Source organism: Parapedobacter tibetensis, assembly GCF_024704835.1.
In the GTDB taxonomy this organism is placed as follows: domain Bacteria; phylum Bacteroidota; class Bacteroidia; order Sphingobacteriales; family Sphingobacteriaceae; genus Parapedobacter; species Parapedobacter tibetensis.
Genome location: NZ_JAMXBE010000005.1, coordinates 75,954 through 97,111, shown reverse-complemented (window position 1 = coordinate 97,111; position 21,158 = coordinate 75,954). Strand labels below are relative to the sequence as shown.

Genomic DNA, 21,158 nt, shown 5'->3' with positions numbered 1-21,158 from the left:
TTATTACAAAAGAATATAATTCATAATAATTATATATATCTTGAATATAATTCTAAATATTATTACTTTTGCAGAATTATGAGCAATATAGAATATAACTTAGATCAGGTAGATTATCATATTTTAAGATTGATGCAGGAAAATGCGCGTATCAACAATGCCGATATTGCCCGGGAACTGGGCATGGCTCCTTCCGCCATATTGGAGCGCGTGAAGAAATTGGAGCAAAAAGAGATCATCCTACAATACAATGCCAAAATCAGTCCTGCTGCACTGGACCAGAAACTACTCTCGTTCATTTTCATCCGGGCGGCCGATGGCATCGGATGTGCTACTACGGGACAGGCCCTTGCGGCCATTCCGGAGGTACAAGAGGTGCATGACATCGCAGGCGACGATGGTTACCTGGTGAAAGTGCGCACAGCGGATTCCGCCGCGTTGGTGGAGCTCATGCGCAGTTCATTCGCCAAGATTCCGAACATCATATCCACACGTACCACCATCGTGCTCGAAACTGTGAAAGAGGAACAAAAACTGGTGATACCATCGGAACAAGGAACGGTAAATAAGGAATGAGGAACAAACATAAAAGATTGAGAGGAAAAGCAGCAAATGCAAGCAACAATCACAACAGACAGACACTTCCAATGGAAAGTCATTCTCGCCTTCGCGATGGTATACATCGTGTGGGGGTCTACATTCTTTTTTATCCATAAAGCACTGGCCGGCTTCGGCCCATTCCTGTTAGGCGCGTTCCGATTTACCACAGCCGGACTCCTCATGCTGGCGTGGTGTAGATACAAAGGCTACCAGTTATTCAACAAGCGCACGATAGTCCGCGCAGGACTGATGGGTCTGCTATTGCTTTACATCGACAATGGCATCATCATTTGGGTAGAGCAATTCATGCCTAGCGGCCTGGTGGCCATTATGTCCGCATCGGTGGCCATCTGGTTCATCATTCTCGATAAACCCAAGTGGAAAGCAAATTTCAGCAACCTCCCAACCATTGCCGGTCTTTTCATGGGGTTCTTTGGCGTGGTGATGCTGTTTGGCGACCGCGTGGCACAATCCATGGACGCTTCGGAACGGCAAGCCAACGTGGTGGGCATGCTGTTGTTGCTCCTCGGTGCTTTGGCATGGACGGTCGGCTCGCTATACTCCAAATATTATGGAAAGCCCGAGACAAAGGCAGAAAGCAGCGTGGTCAGTACGGCATGGCAAATGCTGATTGCTGGCGTAACGTTCTTGCTGACGGCCGCTATCCGGGGCGAAGTGAGCAGCTTTCGCTTCGATACTGTGCCGATGTCCGCATGGTGGGCCATCGCCTACCTGATCGTGTTTGGTTCTGTTATCGCGTATAGCTCATACATCTGGCTGCTCCAGGTACGCCCCGCCACGGAGGTGAGCACTCACACCTATGTCAATCCCATCGTTGCCGTGCTTCTGGGTGTATTTTTCGCCAATGAATCGGTAACGCCCACCCAAATGACCGGACTGGTGGTCATCCTACTCAGTGTATTCCTTATCAATTGGGATGCTTACAACCTTTCCAAGGTTTTCGCTAAAAAACAACCATTCATGCGTATGCGGGCGAAAGTACGGGTCAGGGCAAAAATCAGGACTTCCGCCGCGGCCCGTACCGATAGCACCACTGGAGAAGAAATGCCGCTTTAAGCGGGCACAACAAGGCATTACGCTCAAGAACAGCACATAAAGCAGGTGGCTGCCAACATGAAATTCACCAAAGCTTAACCGTATATCTTTTCATTTTTCGTGAGTTGTTGGTTACCTTTACCAGTCAAATTAACGCTGTCGGCAGATACTGACAGGGTACACATGCTGAAAAATAAATGAATCATTCCGCAAATATCTGGTTTTTAGCTGCTATCGCCACGCTGGGCTTCGCAGCCTGTTCGGGACCAAAGAAATTCGTGCTTACTACACACGAGTACCAACAGCACAAAATCAACAGCGACATACCGCCCGATTCGGCTTACATCAGGTATTACGGGCCATACAAGCAACAGTTGGAAGCGGAAATGAACCGGGTCATCGGTTATGCTGATGTGAGCTTGACCAAGCCGGGCAACGCGCCTGAAACACTGCTCGGCAATTTTTTTGCCGATGCACTACTGTCCGAAGGAAGAAAGCTGCATCCTGATGTAGACTTCTCCTTTGGCACAAAGGGCGGACTGCGCATTGAGCTGCAGCAGGGAGACATCACCATCGGCCACATCTTCGAGCTCATGCCTTTTGAAAACGAACTGGTTATACTGGAGCTTTCATCCCAAAGCGTGCAGCAACTGGCCCAATTCATCGCCAGTACCGGCGGACAGCCGACAGCAGGTATGCGCCTGAAAATCAAGGATGGCCAAGCCACGGATATCCAGATCGCAGGCCAACCGTTTGACGCCTCGCGCACCTACAAACTGCTTACCTATGACTATCTCGCCAACGGCGGCGATAACTTGCAGGGGCTGGACAATCCGGTAAAACGGACCGACCTAGGCAATAAGGTCCGCGAAGCATTGATAGCTTATGTCAATGGGCAAACCCAAGCTGGCAAACATATAAACACACAACTCGATGGAAGGATCACCCGCAATCAATAGACGTAATTTCCTGAAACAAGCCGGCACCCTCGCCGCGGTTTCTGCCGTGGGCGGCATACCCCTTTCAGCTTTTGCCAATGGCGACCTCGTTTCGCTCACCATTCTGCACACCAACGATGTACATAGCCGGATCGAACCGTTCCCGATGGATGGATCGCGCAACCAGGGGCTGGGCGGCGTAGCCCGAAGGGCCACACTGGTGGAAAACATCCGGCGTGAACAGCGTAATGTACTGCTGCTCGATGCCGGGGATACCGTGCAAGGCACGCCTTATTTCAACTTGTTTGGCGGCAAGGTAGAACTGGAGCTGATGAGCAAGATGGGTTACGACGCCAGTACACTGGGCAACCATGAGTTTGACAATGGATTGGAAGGGCTGACCAGCATGCTGCCCTATGCCAACTTCCCGTTCCTCACGGCTAACTATGACGTCAGCAATACCCCAATAAAAGGCCAAACCAGAGACTACATCATCTTCAAGAAACAGGGCATCCGGATCGGCGTGTTCGGATTGGGCATCCAGTTGGACGGGTTGGTAGACCCCACCCGTTGCGGGGATGTGCTTTACCTCGACCCCATTGCCACAGCCAATAGCATCGCCACACGGCTCAAGCACGACTATAAATGCAGCTTGGTCATCTGCCTCTCCCACCTGGGCTATAAGTATGGCGACGGCAAGGTGTCCGATGTCATACTGGCGGCAAACACTCGGCATGTCGACCTGATCATCGGTGGGCATACACACACATTTATGCCTAAGCCTGATTTTATCCGCAACCTTGATGGCGAGGAAACCATTGTCAATCAGGTAGGCTTTGCGGGCATCAATCTCGGTCGCCTCGACTATGTCTTCGAACGGCAATCGGGAAAGAAAAGATTGGTGACGGCAAGCACGCATGAAATCTCGAAAAATATGTTTCTCGCAAAGGGCGCTAAGAACTCGCAGAGTACGCAGAGAAATTATATAACATAGCGCTTGCAGATACTCGGCGGCCTTTGCGCAAACACTTTAGCGGCCTCTGCGTGAACAATTTCAATGAAAGCACTCTTACGCATATATATTGATTCCTATCGGGGCTTATCGCGACCGGCTTGGATGTTGGCGCTGGTTATGCTCGTCAACCGCACCGGTGCTATGGTATTGCCCTTCTTGGGTATCTACATGACGCAAGCCCTTGGCTTCACCATCAGAGAAGTGGGGGTTGTATTGGCATGTTTCGGCTTGGGGGCGGTTACCGGCTCATGGCTTGGTGGATGGTTGACGGACCGATTTGGCAATTTTTGGGTGCAGACACTGAGTCTCCTGTTATCCGTTCCGGTATTCTTGATTGTTCCTTTGTTTACTTCGGTAGAAACACTGGCTGCTGCCATCTATATCTTGAGTGTCGTGACGGAAACATTCCGGCCGGCCAATTCCGTTTCCGTTGCCCGATATGCCAAACCCGAGAATATCACACGGGCCTTTTCGCTTAATCGCATGGCCATCAACCTCGGCTTTTCCATAGGGCCGGCGATGGGCGGCTTTTTGGCATCCATCTCGTATAACTGGATCTTCTATGGCAATGCATTGGGAGCTTTCATCGCGACCTTGATTTTCATCCTATTCTTTTATAAACGTAAAGGAACGGTAAGGACGAAACCATCCGACACCGCCGGAGTACCTGCTGCACCCCCAAGGTCGCCCTACCGCGACTGGGCTTTCTTGCTGTTCAGCCTACTCTGTTGCATCTATGCCATCTGTTTCTTCCAATTGCTGAGCACCTTACCCCTATTCTATCAAAAGGCACATTTTCTCGATGAAAAGCAGGTAGGTATTATCTTAGGATTCAGCGGTTTTGTGGTGGTCGTGTTCGAGATGCTCTTGGTGCACATTGCGGAGCGACGGCTTTCTTATGCAAGCAGCATATTTTGGGGTACGGCCCTTTGCGGCGTATCTTTTGCCCTGCTTCCTATCCCTACTGGATATTGGATACTCTATGCATCCATTTTTCTACTCAGCATCTCCGAAATACTGGCGATGCCTTTCATGGCCTCGGTAGCCGTAAAGCGGGCTTCCCGACAGACACAAGGGGCTTACATGGGGCTCAATGCATTGGCTTTTTCAGCTGCGCATGTGTTCTCCCCATTCCTCGGCACGCGCATCGCAGATGGCTATGGTTTCAATACATTATGGTGGGGTACCGCAGCTGTACTCGTTGGGGTAGCAACGGGGTTTTATCTGGTGGTCAGAAAAATGTGAAAAAGATTTGATGGAACACGGATGACGCTGATTAAGCGGATCACCATAAAATCATCAGCGAGTAGCTAGCTGGCAAAGCTCAGCGTTCTATTGCTTATTTCACCAACGGATCCTTTTCTTGGGCAAACAGCCTGTACACTTGTCGATCTACCCAGGCAGGCAGCAGTTTATTCATCAGCACGGCCAATTTCCCTTGTCGAGTCATCACAAGCGTACGCTTGCGGCGGATGACACCATGCACAATCCGCTCAGCCACTTCCTCTGCACTCATCATCTTGCTTTCGTCCATGCTGGTTTCACCTTGTTCGTTTCCAATACCATTCAATGCCGTTTGCCGGATGTTGGAAGCCGTAAAGCCGGGACAAGCCACCATCACGTGCAAGCCTGTTTTGAGGTTTTCCACTCGAAGGGATTCCATGAAACCATTAATTGCAAATTTGGACGCTGAATATCCTGTACGGCCCGGCAATCCACGGTAGCCGGCAATGGATGATACAGCTACCACCGAACCTTTGCTTCGCAGCAATTCGGCCATGGCATATTTCGTGCAGTATACCGTACCCCAAAAGTTGACATCCATTAATCGATGGAGCACATCCAAGTCCAACCCGATAAATAATGCCCGCATGCTGACACCTGCATTATTGATCAATACATCCACGCCACCAAAGGTAGCTATGGCTTGATCCACCAATATCCGGCAATCCGATTCCTTAGCCACATCGCATTGTACGGCCACGGCACGTACGCCATGCTGTTTTTCTATTGATTGAGCAATTTTGCATAAGTCCACATAACGCCTGGCACAGAGTACCAAATTGGCTCCATGCCGTGCAAACACTTCAGCGCAGGCAAGCCCAATGCCGCAGGAAGCACCAGTGATGATGACGGTTTTATTAAGCAATACTCCGCTCATAAGGCACACGTGTAGCAATCGAGCGCCCTAAGGTCACCTCATCCACATATTCCAATTCGCCACCAAAGGCGATACCCCGTGCGATGGTGCTAATCTGCACACCAAATTGCTTTAGTTTCTTATAGAGGTAAAAGATGGTCGTATCGCCTTCCATCGTGGCGCTCAAGGCCAAAATGACCTCATGCACTTCACCAGCTTGGAGACGTTTTATCAAGCTTTCTATCTGGAGATCCGAGGGCCCGATGCCATCCATGGGCGATATCAGCCCACCCAGCACATGGTACACACCATGATATTGGTTGGTATTCTCGATGGCCATCACATCACGGGTATCTTCCACTATGCAAATCAACCCTTTGTTCCTTTTGTACGAAGCACATATTTCACAGACCGGATTGTCCGAAATGTTGTGACAGATGCTGCAGTGCCTGATTTCGCGTTTTAACCGATCAAGAGTTTCCGTGAAACGCGACACATCGGCATCGGGCTGTTTCAGCAGGTGCAACACCAACCGCAGGGCGGTCTTCTGCCCTACCCCCGGTAGGCGACCGAATTCCGTTACAGCCTGTTCCAATAACTTGGAGGAGAAGTTCATGGAACAAAGATAAAAAAAAGCGCTCGCAAAGGCATATAAGGAATCACTTAACAAATCTATGTTTCTAGCAAAGCACGCAAAGACGCATTACGCAGCGCGCGCCAAGCTGGCTTCTTTGGTATACTAAACAAATAAGTCTAAAATTTACTACTTTAGCAAAAATCAAAACCATTATTTATGGCAAGAACAAGGGAAGACAAAATCATGAGGGCCTTTGAAAATAAGACCTGGCAGGAAATCAAGGTCAAGGACTCTTGGCAAATCTTCAAAATCATGGCGGAATTTGTGGATGGGTTTGAGAAGCTCGCCAAAATCGGTCCCTGCGTGTCTATGTTTGGCTCTGCGAGGACTCCACAAGACCATCAATATTATAAACTGGCCGAGGATATCGCACGACTACTCACCGAACGTGGCTACGGCGTAGTATCCGGCGGCGGGCCAGGCATCATGGAGGCGGCCAATAAAGGTGCCTATGAGGCTGGTGGCAAATCCGTAGGTATCAACATCGAACTGCCCTTTGAACAGTTCCACAACCAATACATCGATAGCGACAAGCTTTTGCAATTCAATTACTTTTTCGTACGTAAAGTCATGTTCATGAAATACTCGCAGGGCTTCATCGTACTACCGGGAGGGTTTGGCACCATGGATGAGCTCTTTGAAGCCATCACACTGATCCAAACAGGGAAAATTGCACGTTTCCCCATCGTTTTGGTGGGAACCGACTATTATGGTGGATTGTTTGAATGGGTAAAGAGCCGTATGCTGGAGGCTGGGAACATCAGCCCTGAAGACCTCAACCTCTACCGGCTGGTGGATACCGCGGAGGAAGCGGCGGAACACATCTTCCGGTTCTATGATAAGTATCTGCTCAAACCGAATTTTTAGGATTCACCAAGTTTTTGTTTCACGCTGAGAGCGCTAAGTTTTTCGCAGAGGTCGCAAAGAAACCATTAGCTATCTATGGAAAACGAAATATCTTATCAAATCATTGGAAAAGCAATAGAACTACACAAAGCAATTGGGCCAGGGTTATTAGAATCTGTATATGAAAATGCATTGGCTTATGACCTCCGAGAGGCTGGGTTGAGTGTTAGGCAACAAGTTGCCATGCCGTTTTATTATAAAGAAATACAACAGGATATCGGTTATCGTATAGACTTACTGGTGGAGAATAGCGTCGTTGTAGAAATCAAATCAGTAGACAAATTAGCTCCCGTTCATTATGCTCAGACACTTACTTACCTAAAGTTATCAGGATTAAAATTGGGCCTACTTATTAATTTTAATACATTTCTGCTAAAAGATGACGTTCATCGAATTGTCAACAACCTTTAAAAAGATAAAAAGAAACATTCGGGCTCTGCGTGAAACATCTACCTGCAATTATTTCAGTATAATGTATTAAAAAACAGACATTTAGTCACTTTATTTTAAGTTAACCCAGACAAAACTTCCGATTCCCCAATCAAATCACCCATGGTATTTGTTTTGATGTTACACCTGTAAAATCAAGAAAATGAATTTCAACAACTATACAATCAAAGCACAGGAAGCCATCCAAAAGGCTTCAGAAATTGCCGTGGGCAACCAGCAGCAATCCATTGAAACGGCACATTTGCTAAAGGCATTGTTGGTGGTGGATGAAAACATAGTGAGCCATCTGCTCAAAAAACTGAACGTAAACGTAAGGCATGTGGAGGAAGAGCTTGATAAGCAAATCGGCACCTTCCCCAAGGTAAGTGGCAGCAACATTTACCTATCATCCGGCGCTAACACGGCTTTACAGAAAGCACAATCGTACTTAAAGGAATTCAAGGACGAGTTTGTATCCATCGAGCATATCTTATTGGGTATCCTCAATACGGGCGATAAGACCGCTGCCTTGCTCAAAGATCAGGGTATCACCGAAAAAGACTTAAAAAAAGCGATCGGTGACCTCCGGGGTAACGCACGGGTAACCGACCAAAATGCCGAAGCCACTTACAATGCGCTCAATAAATATGCACGCAACCTCAATGAATTTGCTGAATCTGGCAAGCTCGATCCGGTTATCGGCCGTGATGACGAAATCCGCAGGGTCATCCAAATACTCTCCCGCAGAACAAAAAACAACCCCCTATTGGTGGGTGAACCCGGTGTGGGTAAAACCGCCATCGCTGAAGGTATTGCACATCGTATCATCAAGGGCGATGCGCCTGAAAACCTAAAAGCAAAAACTGTCTACTCATTGGATATGGGTGCATTGATTGCCGGTGCCAAGTATAAGGGTGAGTTTGAAGAAAGGCTCAAGGCGGTAGTGAAGGAGGTGACACAGAGCGATGGGGAAATCATCCTGTTCATTGACGAAATCCATACACTCGTGGGCGCCGGAGGCGGCGAAGGTGCCATGGATGCGGCCAACATCCTCAAACCGGCCCTGGCGCGTGGGGAGCTGCGTGCCATTGGAGCCACTACCCTAAATGAATACCAGAAGTATTTTGAAAAGGACAAGGCGCTGGAGCGCCGTTTCCAGAAAGTGATGGTAGGGGAACCCGACACCCAAGATGCTATCTCCATTCTGCGGGGCCTCAAGGAGCGTTATGAAACCCATCACAAGGTACGTATCTTGGATGAAGCCATCATCGCAGCCGTGGAACTGTCGCAACGTTATATTGCCGACCGTTTCCTGCCCGACAAGGCCATAGACCTGATGGACGAGGCCGCCTCCAAACTGAGGCTGGAAATGGATTCCGTACCGGAAGCGGTAGACGAAATCGAACGCCGCATCATGCAGCTTGAAATCGAGCGAGAGGCCATTAAGCGGGAGAAAGATAGCAAGAAAGTAAGCGAGCTGAGCGAAGAAATCGCTAACCTTACTGCTGACCGCGACTCCCTACGTGCGGCATGGCAAAGTGAAAAAACATTGGTGGACAACATCAACCATGAATTGGAACAAATCGAAAACTATAAAATCGAAGCCGACCAAGCTGAACGTGCTGGTGACTACGGTAAAGTAGCCGAAATCCGTTACGGACGCATCAAGGAATCACAAGACAAGGTGGAAACCCTCAAGAAAGAGCTCGCAGAAAAACAAATTGACAGCCGTATGCTCAAGGAAGAGGTTACTGCTGAAGATATCGCTGGTGTCGTATCGCGTTGGACGGGTATTCCGGTCACCAAAATGGTGCAAAGCGAACGTGACAAACTGCTACACCTTGAAGAAGAATTACACAGACGCGTAGCAGGGCAAGAAGAAGCAATCGAAGCCATTTCGGATGCCATCAGGCGATCGCGTGCTGGATTGAGCGACAAACACCGCCCCATTGGATCGTTCATCTTCCTTGGCACCACGGGCGTGGGCAAGACCGAGCTGGCCAAGGCATTGGCCGAATTCCTTTTCAACGAAGAGCAATCCATGGTACGTATTGACATGAGCGAATACCAAGAACGGCACTCCGTATCACGTCTTATCGGCGCGCCTCCAGGATACGTGGGTTATGACGAAGGTGGACAGCTTACAGAGGCCATTAGGCGTAGGCCCTATGCGGTAGTGCTGCTGGACGAAATCGAAAAAGCACATCCGGATGTCTTCAATATCCTGTTGCAAGTATTGGATGATGGACATCTTACGGACAACAAGGGACGTGTGGTAAACTTCAAGAATACCATCATCATCATGACATCCAACATCGGATCGCACCTCATACAAGAGAATTTCAGTGATCTGCGCGATGATAACCGGGAGGAAGTAGTGGCCAAAACCCGAAACGAGGTGTTTGAGCTGCTACAGAAGTCCATCCGGCCGGAATTTCTCAACCGTATCGATGAAGTTATCATGTTTACTCCACTCACGAGGGAGGAGCTAGGAAAAATCGTGCATTTGCAGTTTGCCCGAGTACAAGGGCAGCTTGCCGAAATGGGTATCCATCTTACCGCCAGCGAGGAAGCGCTTGATTGGTTGGCTCAATTGGGTTATGACCCACAGTATGGCGCACGCCCACTCAAACGCGTGATACAAAAACATATCCTAAATGAGCTGTCCAAGGAAATCCTGGCCGACAAAATTGACAAAGAGAGCACGATCAAACTGGATATGTTTGACAATAAGTTTGTGTTTTTGAATCAGTAGATATCGGCTTTCAGTTATCAGCGTCCCACCACCCCGCGCTATTTACCCGCGTCGAGATAGTTTAGCATAATTTTTGGTTATCTTTACAAAAAGATAGGAGGTTTTAAGCGTTTCCATGCCAACACCACACATACAATCCACGGGGAGCGTGCGGCGCAAAGTTATCTTTGTATTTGTCACCTGCGCTGCAGCTTTGTTATTGGCATGGGTAATCAGCCGCGTGGCGTTCACGGAAATGATGGATACCGTGGAAAACATCACCACCCCGGATCCCAAGCTGGAAATGGTTAGCCGAATTTCCAGAAATATTATGCGGCTCGACCAGTTGCAACGCTCCCAAGCATTCAGTGGCAATACCTCATACCGAAGCTTTTCAAAGGAATCCGCCGCCATCGTGGCCTCCCTTGATTCACTTAAATATTTATACTACGATAGCGATATCCAGCAGGCGCGCATCAATTCGGTGAAAAGTCTGCTCACCAAACGTGACAGACTATTCAATGCATATGTAAAGGTGCGTGAAAAGGTGGTAGATAGCCATGAATTTTCGGAACAATTGCAATCGCTCAGTGACGTCATCTACGAACCAAGCTCCGATAGTACCATCGTCACCACTGAAAGAATACGACGTACAAGGACCATAGCAGATGATACGGATACGTTGGATACCACTGTAACTAATGATGAGGATAATAGGGGATTTTTCTCACGGCTCTTCTCGCGCAAACGGCCAGAACTCTCCCCTCCCCAACAGGCAGAAATAAGACGGATGGTGGAAGAAGAGCAAGAAACCATTGTGGACACCATAACGGCTACGCAACACGACAGCACCCTCGCCCGTATCGACAGCGCCGTACAGCTTTTCCAAATGCGACAACAACAGCAGCGTGAGCTGTTTGTCAACCGGGAAATGGAGTTGACCATCGCCGGCAATACGCTTATTAGCGACATGTTGAGCATCCTGCATGTCGTTGAAAACGAAGCCATGCAACAAATGGAGGTGGATAACCAACAAGCAAAAGCCGTAGTGAACGACAGTGTTTGGAGAATCAGCGTCATTTTCCTCGTATTTTTTGTCGGCATCGCCATCACGGTGTACTTGATTTTAGCCGATATCCGTAAAAACAACGCATATCGCATTGCCTTGGAAATCGCGAAGGAAGAAGCCGAATACCATGCCGCCGCGAAACAACGCTTCCTCTCCAATATGAGCCATGAACTACGCACACCACTGCAATCCATCATCGGGTATTCCGAACAATTGAAGCAGGGTGATACGACCGATGAAGCAAAGATTGATGCCATCTATCAATCATCAGAACACCTGCTACAAATCGTAAATGAGATATTGGACTATAGCCGTATCACTTCAGGTAAGATTGTGCTTAATGAAAAACCGTTTGCCGTTGCGGATTTGGTCAACAATGTGGTGGCCGTGATGAAAACACAAGCTCACGCCAAAAACTTGGAGATGAAACTCAGCACACGTATTTTAGGATCGGGCAATGTGGTCGGCGATGCCTTCCGAATCCGGCAAATCCTATTTAATTTGCTTAGCAATGCCATAAAATTCACCGAGCAAGGAAAGGTTACACTCCACGTAAGTACGGTAGTTTATGGAGAGAAGACGGAACTCAACATCGTGGTAAAAGACACTGGAAAGGGTATCCCTCAAGAAGATCTGGAACGCATATTCAATGATTTCGAGCAATCCGAGCATGCCAATTCGGGTGTTCACTTCGGCAGCGGATTGGGCCTAAGTATCGTGAAGACCATCTGTGAAAGCATGGATGGCCACATTCGCGTAGAAAGTAAGAAAAGATTCGGATCCGTATTCAAGGTGAATTTACCACTGAAAACGGTAGCTTCCGGCGTAACAGAAGCCATCCAACATAAGACCCACGATGCGGGTAAGCGGTTTGAGGGCAGTGTATGGATCATAGACGATGATCGTCTGATATTAAGCCTATGCCAGAGCATTCTCGACAAGTATCACGTGCCCTACCGATGTTTCACCTCTCCGAAAGAGGTATTGGCCACAGACTGGGATCCTGACGCAAAGACCATCCTAATGGATATCCGGATGCCCGAAATGGATGGCACGCAGCTTAATCGCGAACTGCGGCAGAAAATCGATACCGATGAGGTGAATATTTATGCTTGTACCGCTCAGGTGCTCCCTGAAGAACAGGAAGAAATCCGCTCACAAGGGTTTGATGGTCTATTGCTCAAACCCTTCAGAGAAGCAGATTTGCTCAATTTGCTCGGCATCACTTCGGCCGATAACCGATCCAACGACGCTAACCGGCCCGATGTGACGGCCATCCAGCATTTTGCATTGGGCGACGAAGAAGAAACCAACAAAATTATCACGTTGTATAGGGAAGATACCACTTCGGATATCGCTACCCTCAAAAACCACTACAAAAAACACGACTTAGCAAATACAGAATTGCTGCTGCACCGCATTGCCGGGCGTACCGCCCAAATTGGTGCAGATAAAATTGCTTTCCGGCTGCGGAAAATGGAAATCGATGCGCGTAATGGTGAATTACCGAAAACATCGGAATTTGAGTACACCCTTATTCAGCTTACCGACTTTATACAACAATTGCAAATCTATACCAATAATAGCGGAGTAACCGTTTAACCAAAATTCATTAAGTTTGCGCATAAAACTACAAACCATATATGCCCCATACCCCTCCCCCGATCCAACAGACTCCCGCAAAAGCCTTCGAACGCTTACTTACCGTATTGCATACGTTACGGACGGAATGCCCATGGGACAGGAAGCAAACCATGGAGACCCTCCGCCACCTGAGTATTGAGGAAATGTATGAATTGGGTGATGCCATATTGGATAACGACTTAGAAGAGGTCAAAAAGGAACTGGGCGACTTAATGATGCACTTGGTGTTCTATGCCCGAATCGCAGAAGAACAAGGAGCCTTTGACATCGTGGATGTACTCAATGGGGTGTGTGAAAAACTTGTTTCCCGCCATCCACATATCTATGGCGATGTGGATGTGAACGATGAAGAAGACGTAAAACGCAATTGGGAGCAACTTAAGCTGAAAGAAGGCAATAAATCCGTCCTTGCCGGTGTACCAAGCTCCCTACCGGCATTGGTAAAGGCCTACCGCATCCAAGATAAGGTACGTGGTGTGGGCTTCGATTGGGAGGAAAAGCAACAAGTATGGCAAAAGGTGGAAGAGGAACTGGCCGAATTCAAGGAAGAGTTTGATGTGATGGCTACCGAAGCCATCGATACAGAAAAGGCTGAGGCTGAGTTTGGCGACCTACTTTTCTCCTTGATCAACTATGCCCGCTTTATAGGCATTAATCCCGAAAATGCACTAGAACGTACCAACAAGAAGTTCATCAAGCGCTTTTCACATCTTGAAAATCGTTCCAAGGAAACCGGCAAGAGCCTTAAGGAAATGACCCTTGCCGAGATGGACGTTTATTGGGAAGAAGCCAAAAAACTATAGTTCACCTGTACGGAAAAGATTTTCGGCCATCCCTTGTTTCTTGAGCAAGTTGAAATGGGAAAGTACCGCCTTGTATGCTGGGTAACAGGTATACGGCAAATTATATTCCTCTGCATACCTTTTGATAATAGGTGTAATATGTGGATAATAGGTATGGGCCACGTTCGGGAATAAGTGGTGTGCCACATGGTGCGTAAACCCCCCAAAGAGGAAATTAGCTAACGGACTATTTGCACTGAAATCCTTGGTTACCATCATTTGATGCGCTGCCCAAGTCACTCCCATCTTGCCGTCTGTCGGAGGTAAGGGGAAAATAGCCGTTTCATCTACATGGGTAGATATCAGGGCGATGACACCCAGCATACTCCCACAGATATGCATCGCCAACCATGCCAACACCACCATATGCCAAGGTTGATTGAGCACCAAGATGGGAATGCCTATCAGGTAAAAGACATTAAATAATTTTGCAGCAAACAGCTTGTAATATTCAACACGGGGAATTTTGACAACACGCTTAACATAGTTGTCCTTGGAACCGAAAAAATCCTTGAAATCGCGAATAAACAGCCAATTGAGTGTGTACATCGGGTAAAGCAACCACATGTATATATGTTGGTAACGATGTTGATTGAGGTGCGGGCTATCGGGAAATATCCGTACCATATCACTCTGTTTGATGTCTGTATCCCAATGCTGGATATTGGGATATGGATGATGCAGCAACAAATGCCGTTTGGACCACAGCCAGCTGTTGCTCCCAAACAATTCCAGCACATTGGTGAACATGGTATTATGCTTTCGTTTTGCAAAAACCGCACCATGTGCAGCGTCATGGAAAGCATTGATAAACAATGTAATCATGGAAAACCCAAGAAAAATGTAGAAAAGGAACAACAAGGGAGTATAGTTGCCAAATAATAGGATGCAAATATAAAAGGTGAAATACAGCACCAACAAAAGGATCGACTTGGTAATATTTCTCCGCTGAATGCTTTTGTTGGAGAGCACCTTTTCATGCACCTCTTTCTGAAGCTTCTTGAAAAAATCATCAGGGCCGGCTTTCTTATATGTTGGCTTAATAAGTCCTTCCATACACTAATTGCTCTTACATGGGTTACAAGCACAAAAATAGGAATTATATACTAGAAGCGTGTGGCATAATGATTAATCATTACAAAATTTTGTCAGCTGCATATGTAAATTCAACAGATTCCCGCTAATTAACCAATAATTCCTTAATTTCGCGACCAATATGGAAACAGTTGTGAGCGGTATCCGAAGTACCGGAAAGTTACATTTAGGGAATTATTATGGGGCAATTAGAAATTTCGTGCAGATGCAGCACGAGCATAATTGCTATTTTTTTATTGCCGACCTGCATTCATTGACCACACATCCCACTCCGGAAGACCTCTACACCAACGTCCGCCAAGTGGTAGTTGAATACCTCGCCGCCGGTATTGACCCTGATGTGGCCACCATATATATACAATCCGACGTGCCTGAAGTGGCTGAATTGTATCTCTACCTTAATATGAATGCCTATTTGGGCGAGCTCGAACGAGCCACCTCATTCAAAGATAAGGTAAGGGCAAACCCGGATAACATAAATGCCGGACTGCTTACTTACCCCGTGCTGATGGCGGCAGACATTTTACTGCATCGCGCCACTAAGGTGCCGGTAGGCAAAGACCAAGAACAGCACCTTGAAATGACACGTACGTTCGCAAACCGGTTTAACCGGATGTATAAAACTGAATATTTTGCTGAACCGCATGCATTTTCCTTCGGCAAAAACCTGATCAAAATACCCGGATTGGATGGCAAGGGCAAGATGGGAAAATCTGAAGGGGAAGCCAATGCGGTTTACCTATCGGACTCACCGGAAACCATTCGCAAAAAAGTGATGCGCGCGGTGACTGATAGTGGGCCAACAACACCTAACCAACAAAAGCCGGAGGCCATCCAAAACTTGTTTACGCTGATGGAAGCCGTTTCCTCACCAGATACCTTGAAGCATTTCGACGATTTATATAATGCCTGTGAAATCCGCTACGGCGACTTTAAGAAACAATTGGCGGAAGATATGGTTGCTGCTACCGAACCTGTTCGTGCACATATCCATGAAATTTCCAATGATAACGATTATATTAGCAAAGTGATTCATCAGGGAAATGAAAAAGCACGAGAAAGCGCCCGCAAAACCATAGCGGATGTACGAGAAATTATCGGTTTTAGGAAGTTTTAATATGCACATCGCCATTGTAGGAAACATCGGAGCAGGAAAGACCACGCTCACCAAACTGTTGGCCAATCACCTCAAATGGGAGCCGCAATTCGAAGCTGTGGATGACAACCCATACCTAGAGGATTTTTACAGCGATATGAAACGCTGGGCGTTCAACCTGCAAATCTATTTCCTCAATAGCCGGTTTAGGCATATCGTACAATTGCAGGAAAAAGGCACCAACATCATCCAAGACCGGACCATCTATGAAGATGCCTATATCTTTGCCGAGAATTTATATGACATGGGACTGATGAGCGCTCGTGATTTTGAGAATTACAGCAATATATTTGAGAGTATTATCTCTTATATCAAAGCCCCCGACTTACTTATCTACCTTCGGGCATCCGTGCCCACGTTGGTAGATAATATTCAGCTCCGAGGCCGTGAATATGAATCAGGAATTCGTTTGGATTACCTATCCAAGCTCAATGCCAAATACGAAAAATGGATAAAGAGCTACAAAGATGGCAAGCTACTGGTATTGGATAAAGACAAATTGGATTTTGCTAACAAACCCGAAGACCTGGGTTTCGTCATCCAAAAAATCGACGCTGAACTGTTTGGGTTGTTTTGAGTCGAAAGACGGAACACGAATAACGCAGATTAAGCGGATTTATACAGCTTATTAGTTTAGTCGATCCTAGGTTATCTGTACTATCCGTGTCATCTTTGTTCCATTAAATCGAGCTATACGAAAATCTAAAATCTCATATCTAAAATCTCACGTCTTATATCTCATGTCTAACCATAAAACCATCGGAATTATCCCTGCGCGTTATGCTTCAAGCCGTTTCCCCGGAAAGCCGCTGATAGATATTGCAGGGAAAAGCATGATCCAGCGGGTGTATGAACAGGTTTCCAAGAGTCAAAAGCTCGACAGGGTATTGGTAGCTACTGATGATGCCCGTATTTTCACTCACGTCAAATCTTTTGGGGGTGAGGCCCTGATGACATCTGATACGCACCAAAGCGGTACGGATCGTTGCGCGGAAGTTATTGCTTCGTGCCCTGGTTTTGATATAGCCGTCAACATCCAAGGTGACGAACCGTATATCGACCCCGAACAGATTGATTTATTGGTTGCATGCTTTGAAATCGCCGATGTTCAAATCGCCACATTGGTTAAGAAAATCACCACTACCGAGGAACTATTCAACACCAGTATACCGAAGGTGGTGATTGATCATGCAGGGAGCGCCATCTATTTCAGTCGGCAAACCATCCCATTCCAACGCAATGCACCGTCACAAGACTGGCTTCACCTACATACATACTATAAACACATAGGCATCTATGGTTATCGCACCGATATATTGGCTGCATTGACCAAGCTCCCCGTTTCATCCTTGGAAAAAGCCGAGGCATTGGAACAATTGCGTTGGCTGGAAAATGGCTATCGTATCCAAACGGCGGAAACCACCCATGAAACTATCGCGGTGGATACACCAGAAGATATGGAGAAAGTGATAAAGGCAGGCAATAAACTATAAGCCTGCCGATTATCGACTAATAAAATAACTAAAGCCTAGTCAAAATTTCCCTGAAATTCTTTACACTTTGGGCTACGTCACCAGCATTGTTCTCCCAATTGTGCTCGTATTCCGCAGAAATATTCCCCTTGAAGCCTTGACGCTTCAACTCAGCAATCACCCCTTCCACATTGCATACACCGGTACCCCAATGTACATCATGTGTTTTACGCGACTTTTCCTCCAAATCCTTGAAATGAAGACTTACCAAGTGTCCTTCATATTTCTTCAGGCTTTCCACGGGATCCAATCCGGACCGCACCCAATGACCGATATCGGCGCAGGCCCCCACATATTCACTATTGGCTTTGGCTATGGCCTCGAGCACCACTTGCGGGCTCCAATAATGTGAAGGTTCTGGATGGTTATGAATACCCACTTTTATTTTATATTGCGTGGCCAATTGACCGATCAATGGCAAAAACTCTTCCTTCGGCTCCGAATTGATGACCTTGATACCCATCGCCTTGGCAAATTCGAATAATTGTTTCCATTCTTCTTCGGTATTGCCATTTACCACGCCAAATGCACACAGCTTCACTTTCTTCTTCTTCAAAGCCTTCTTAATGGCATTACGCTTTGTCGCATCCATCTTATAATCCATCTTGCCCTCAATACCACCACCAATCTCCTGTCCGTTATAAGCCTCTACCGACCGCAGGCCCGCATTCCGTGTCTTATCCACCGCTTCGAAAAACGTGTATTCTTTGAACGTGTATGTTTGGACTGAGAGATACCAACCCAGTTTCTTCTCTGGGTATTGTTGCGCCACGACCATTTGCATGGAAATCACACTCAACGCCACAAATGCAATGCTACGGATACTCATTTTAAAAAATTGTTTCATGTTCATTTATAATTAGTTATTTAGTTAACGATGTACCTCATAGGTATAGTTTCTAACCGATTGGTGCAATTGGCTTCGCTGGCTTTCGGCCAACGGTTTGGCATGTTGCAACACATGGATAGCCTCATCCAATTGCGCAGACGTTCTTATACCCAGCGCTGCGGTAGCTACCGCCGGGTGCCCCCATACGTAGCCCAATGCTACATCCAGTTTAGACAGCCCACCTTCGGTTGCCATTTTGGCCACCGCCTTTGCAGCCCTAGAAACCTCACTGTCTGTGTATTGCAAATAGGTTTCGGCCTCTTTCCCCAGGAGCAAGCCTTGGGCAACTGCCCCACGGCATACCACACTGATACCTTGATCATGGAGCAATTGCAGCACTTCCTCTTCCGGCCGGTGGTCCAGCAAGCTATATTGCATCATCACACTGACCATATTGGATCGCGCTACATACTCCCTAATTACGTTTGGCCGGATGGATGAGATACCGTACCATCGTATTTTTCCCTGTTGCTTGAGCAACTCAAACGCTTCTATCGTCTCGTCGATGGGGTCTTCGATGGTTCCCCCATGTAATTGGTAGAGGTCTATATAATCCGTTTTGAGTCGCTTGAGGCTCTGCTCCACACTCTTCAGGATGTAATCCTTGCTTGGGTTCCAATCCCAACCACTACCATCTGTACGCCACTGGTTGCCTACTTTTGTGGCAATAATCACATCCTTGCGGATAGGTTTAAGCGCTTCCCCTACGTATAATTCATTCAGTCCCTTTTGGTACAAGTCGGCCGTATCGAAATAATTGATCCCCCTATCGGCTGCTTTACGCAAGACTTCACTGTTAGCCGCTTGGTTTTCACCCAATGACATGCAGCCGAAGCTGACACGGCTGACGTACAAATCCGATTTGCCTAACTGGTTCATTCGTTTTCTACTACCTGTTCTCCGCTTGTATTTTTCTGAATCGCAATAAGTTCGACATCGAATATCAACACACTATACGGGGGAATAAGCTGGCCCGCACCGCTCGAACCATAACCCAGTTTGTAGGGGACATAAAATCGGTAATGTGCATCCACGAGCATCATAATCCCTGTCACTATAAATGTCAACTTCATATCATGTTCAATCTAAAATTGATAAAACCCCATAGGTTTTTGCTCTTGGAGTGTCAAATATACACACTTATTTTTTCCTTGAGGTTGTTTTCTTTAAATCTGGCAAAAACGCTGCGACTATCCCGATGAGTGGCAGGAAAGCGCATATATGGTAGACGTAGCCAATACCCTGGGTATCCGCCAACTTACCAAGCACAGCCGATCCTATCCCACCCATACCAAATGCGAAGCCAAAAAACAATCCCGATACCATGCCCACATTTCCGGGCAACAGTTCTTGTGCATACACCAAAATCGCCGAAAATGCGGATGCGATGATCATCCCAATGATAAATGATAGGGTAATGGTCCAAAACAGGTTGGCATAAGGCAACATCAATGTGAATGGTGAAGCCCCCAAAATAGATAACCATATCACGTATTTGCGCCCAATACGGTCGCCCAAAGGCCCCCCAATCATGGTTCCCGCAGCGACCGCGAAGAGGAAAACGAATAAATATAACTGCGATTGCTGTACCGATACACCAAATTTATCCATCACATAAAAGGTATAATAACTGGTAATGCTTGCGAAGTAAAAATATTTCGAGAAAATGAGCACCAGCAGGACAACGATAGATACCACTACCGTTTTACGGGGCAAGGTCTGCTGCACTGCCTCCTTGACTTTGTTTTTACGCAGGATGTAATTGCGGATGGATTTCGGTTTATACCATTTGCCAATTCGGTAAAGGATGACGATAGCGACCAACGCTGCAAACGAAAACCAAATGACATTGAAGCGCCCAAAGGGGGCGATAAGCATAGCGGCCAATAGCGGGCCAATCGCACTCCCAGCGTTGCCTCCCACTTGGAAAAGCGATTGTGCAAACCCTCGTCTGCCACCTGAAGCTACATAAGCCATACGAGAGGCCTCAGGGTGGAACACCGATGACCCCGCTCCTACGAAGGCAACTGCGACCAATAGCCAAAGGTAACTTGGTGCCATGGCGAGCATGACCAGCCCAGTGAGGCTAAACCCCATCCCCACTGGCAACGCATAAGGATAAGGTTTTCTATCCGTAAATATGCCAACGAGCGGCTGTAATAAAGAAGATGATAGCTGGAAAACAAGTGTAATCACCCCAATCTGTGCAAAACTCAGGTGGAAGGAGCCCTTTACAATCGGATAAATGGCTGGGATGAGGGATTGGATGGTGTCATTGAGCAAATGCGAAAAGCTCAATGCAAATAATACGGGGTATATGGTTCTAGAAACTTCTTTAGTATTGGTGGATTCTTCGGTGTCCATATGTACGGAAATGATATTTGTGCAAAGGTAAAAATCCTGACCTAAGATTTCAGTTAAGTCTTATAATATCATCCCCATTGTTACCCTTCATCTGTATTTAGGTATAATACTT

Annotated in this window: 20 protein-coding genes; 13 read left to right on the top strand and 7 right to left on the bottom strand. The window is 47.1% G+C overall.

From position 1 onward, the window contains the following. The first annotated feature begins 78 nt into the window (after positions 1-78). The 5 genes from NF543_RS10055 to NF543_RS10035 all read left to right on the top strand — a co-directional run bounded on the left by NF543_RS10055 (position 79) and on the right by NF543_RS10035 (position 4,854). The gene (locus NF543_RS10055; protein ID WP_257668001.1) at positions 79-576 is read left to right on the top strand and encodes an Lrp/AsnC family transcriptional regulator; all 498 of its coding nucleotides are present in this window, start codon (positions 79-81) and stop codon (positions 574-576) included. A 36-nt stretch (positions 577-612) separates the two neighbouring features. Further along, positions 613-1,677, top strand: coding sequence for an EamA family transporter (locus NF543_RS10050; protein WP_257668000.1), 1,065 nt, complete (start codon positions 613-615; stop codon positions 1,675-1,677). A 176-nt stretch (positions 1,678-1,853) separates the two neighbouring features. Further along, on the top strand, positions 1,854-2,615 hold the full coding sequence (locus NF543_RS10045; RefSeq protein ID WP_257667999.1) for a 5'-nucleotidase C-terminal domain-containing protein: 762 nt from the start codon (positions 1,854-1,856) through the stop codon (positions 2,613-2,615). Further along, positions 2,590-3,588, top strand: coding sequence for a metallophosphoesterase (locus NF543_RS10040; protein WP_257667998.1), 999 nt, complete (start codon positions 2,590-2,592; stop codon positions 3,586-3,588). Before NF543_RS10045 ends, NF543_RS10040 begins: the two co-directional genes overlap by 26 nt. 63 nt (positions 3,589-3,651) lie before the next feature. After that, on the top strand, positions 3,652-4,854 hold the full coding sequence (locus NF543_RS10035; protein ID WP_257667997.1) for an MFS transporter: 1,203 nt from the start codon (positions 3,652-3,654) through the stop codon (positions 4,852-4,854). Between the two features lie 94 nt (positions 4,855-4,948). Here NF543_RS10035 and NF543_RS10030 read toward each other — a convergent pair whose 3' ends face one another. Next, positions 4,949-5,770 carry an SDR family oxidoreductase gene (locus NF543_RS10030; RefSeq protein WP_257667996.1) on the bottom strand — a complete coding sequence of 274 codons (822 nt, stop codon included), beginning with the start codon at positions 5,768-5,770 and terminating at the stop codon, positions 4,949-4,951. Next, on the bottom strand, positions 5,751-6,365 hold the full coding sequence (recR, locus tag NF543_RS10025; RefSeq protein ID WP_257667995.1) for a recombination mediator RecR: 615 nt from the start codon (positions 6,363-6,365) through the stop codon (positions 5,751-5,753). Before recR ends, NF543_RS10030 begins: the two co-directional genes overlap by 20 nt. 177 nt (positions 6,366-6,542) lie before the next feature. Between recR and NF543_RS10020 the strand changes: the two genes are divergently transcribed. From NF543_RS10020 to mazG, 5 genes are all read left to right on the top strand, one after another. Then, on the top strand, positions 6,543-7,253 hold the full coding sequence (locus NF543_RS10020; protein ID WP_257667994.1) for an LOG family protein: 711 nt from the start codon (positions 6,543-6,545) through the stop codon (positions 7,251-7,253). Between the two features lie 75 nt (positions 7,254-7,328). Then, the gene (locus tag NF543_RS10015; protein WP_257667993.1) at positions 7,329-7,703 is read left to right on the top strand and encodes a GxxExxY protein; all 375 of its coding nucleotides are present in this window, start codon (positions 7,329-7,331) and stop codon (positions 7,701-7,703) included. 181 nt (positions 7,704-7,884) lie between these two features. Next, positions 7,885-10,476, top strand: a complete 2,592-nt coding sequence (clpB, locus tag NF543_RS10010) for an ATP-dependent chaperone ClpB (protein WP_257667992.1) — start codon at positions 7,885-7,887, stop codon at positions 10,474-10,476. A 115-nt stretch (positions 10,477-10,591) separates the two neighbouring features. After that, positions 10,592-13,126, top strand: a complete 2,535-nt coding sequence (locus tag NF543_RS10005) for a hybrid sensor histidine kinase/response regulator (RefSeq protein WP_257667991.1) — start codon at positions 10,592-10,594, stop codon at positions 13,124-13,126. Positions 13,127-13,167: 41 nt separating this feature from the next. Beyond that, the gene (gene mazG, locus NF543_RS10000; protein ID WP_257667990.1) at positions 13,168-13,971 is read left to right on the top strand and encodes a nucleoside triphosphate pyrophosphohydrolase; all 804 of its coding nucleotides are present in this window, start codon (positions 13,168-13,170) and stop codon (positions 13,969-13,971) included. Here mazG and NF543_RS09995 read toward each other — a convergent pair. Beyond that, complete coding sequence (locus NF543_RS09995; protein ID WP_257667989.1) at positions 13,966-15,066, bottom strand: fatty acid desaturase family protein; 1,101 nt, start codon at positions 15,064-15,066, stop codon at positions 13,966-13,968. The genes mazG and NF543_RS09995 overlap by 6 nt on opposite strands. Positions 15,067-15,226: 160 nt before the next feature. Between NF543_RS09995 and trpS the strand changes: the two genes are divergently transcribed. The 3 genes from trpS (at position 15,227) to kdsB (ending at position 17,754) form a co-directional block, all read left to right on the top strand. Continuing rightward, positions 15,227-16,222, top strand: a complete 996-nt coding sequence (gene trpS / locus NF543_RS09990; RefSeq protein WP_257667988.1) for a tryptophan--tRNA ligase — start codon at positions 15,227-15,229, stop codon at positions 16,220-16,222. Between the two features lies 1 nt (position 16,223). Then, positions 16,224-16,838: a deoxynucleoside kinase gene (locus tag NF543_RS09985; protein WP_257668278.1), complete on the top strand. Its 615-nt coding sequence runs from the start codon at positions 16,224-16,226 to the stop codon at positions 16,836-16,838. A 163-nt stretch (positions 16,839-17,001) separates the two neighbouring features. Next, positions 17,002-17,754 carry a 3-deoxy-manno-octulosonate cytidylyltransferase gene (gene kdsB / locus NF543_RS09980; protein WP_257667987.1) on the top strand — a complete coding sequence of 251 codons (753 nt, stop codon included), beginning with the start codon at positions 17,002-17,004 and terminating at the stop codon, positions 17,752-17,754. Between the two features lie 28 nt (positions 17,755-17,782). Here the strand turns inward: kdsB and NF543_RS09975 are convergent, their stop codons facing one another. The 4 genes from NF543_RS09975 to NF543_RS09960 all read right to left on the bottom strand — a co-directional run bounded on the left by NF543_RS09975 (position 17,783) and on the right by NF543_RS09960 (position 21,046). Further along, the gene (locus tag NF543_RS09975) at positions 17,783-18,640 is read right to left on the bottom strand and encodes a sugar phosphate isomerase/epimerase family protein (RefSeq protein ID WP_257667986.1); all 858 of its coding nucleotides are present in this window, start codon (positions 18,638-18,640) and stop codon (positions 17,783-17,785) included. Between the two features lie 24 nt (positions 18,641-18,664). Further along, on the bottom strand, positions 18,665-19,561 hold the full coding sequence (locus NF543_RS09970; RefSeq protein ID WP_257667985.1) for an aldo/keto reductase: 897 nt from the start codon (positions 19,559-19,561) through the stop codon (positions 18,665-18,667). Next, positions 19,558-19,755 carry an FKBP-type peptidyl-prolyl cis-trans isomerase gene (locus tag NF543_RS09965; protein ID WP_257667984.1) on the bottom strand — a complete coding sequence of 66 codons (198 nt, stop codon included), beginning with the start codon at positions 19,753-19,755 and terminating at the stop codon, positions 19,558-19,560. Before NF543_RS09965 ends, NF543_RS09970 begins: the two co-directional genes overlap by 4 nt. 67 nt (positions 19,756-19,822) lie before the next feature. After that, entirely contained in the window at positions 19,823-21,046 is a 1,224-nt protein-coding gene (locus NF543_RS09960) for an MFS transporter (protein ID WP_257667983.1), read from the bottom strand. Positions 21,047-21,158 lie beyond the last annotated feature (112 nt).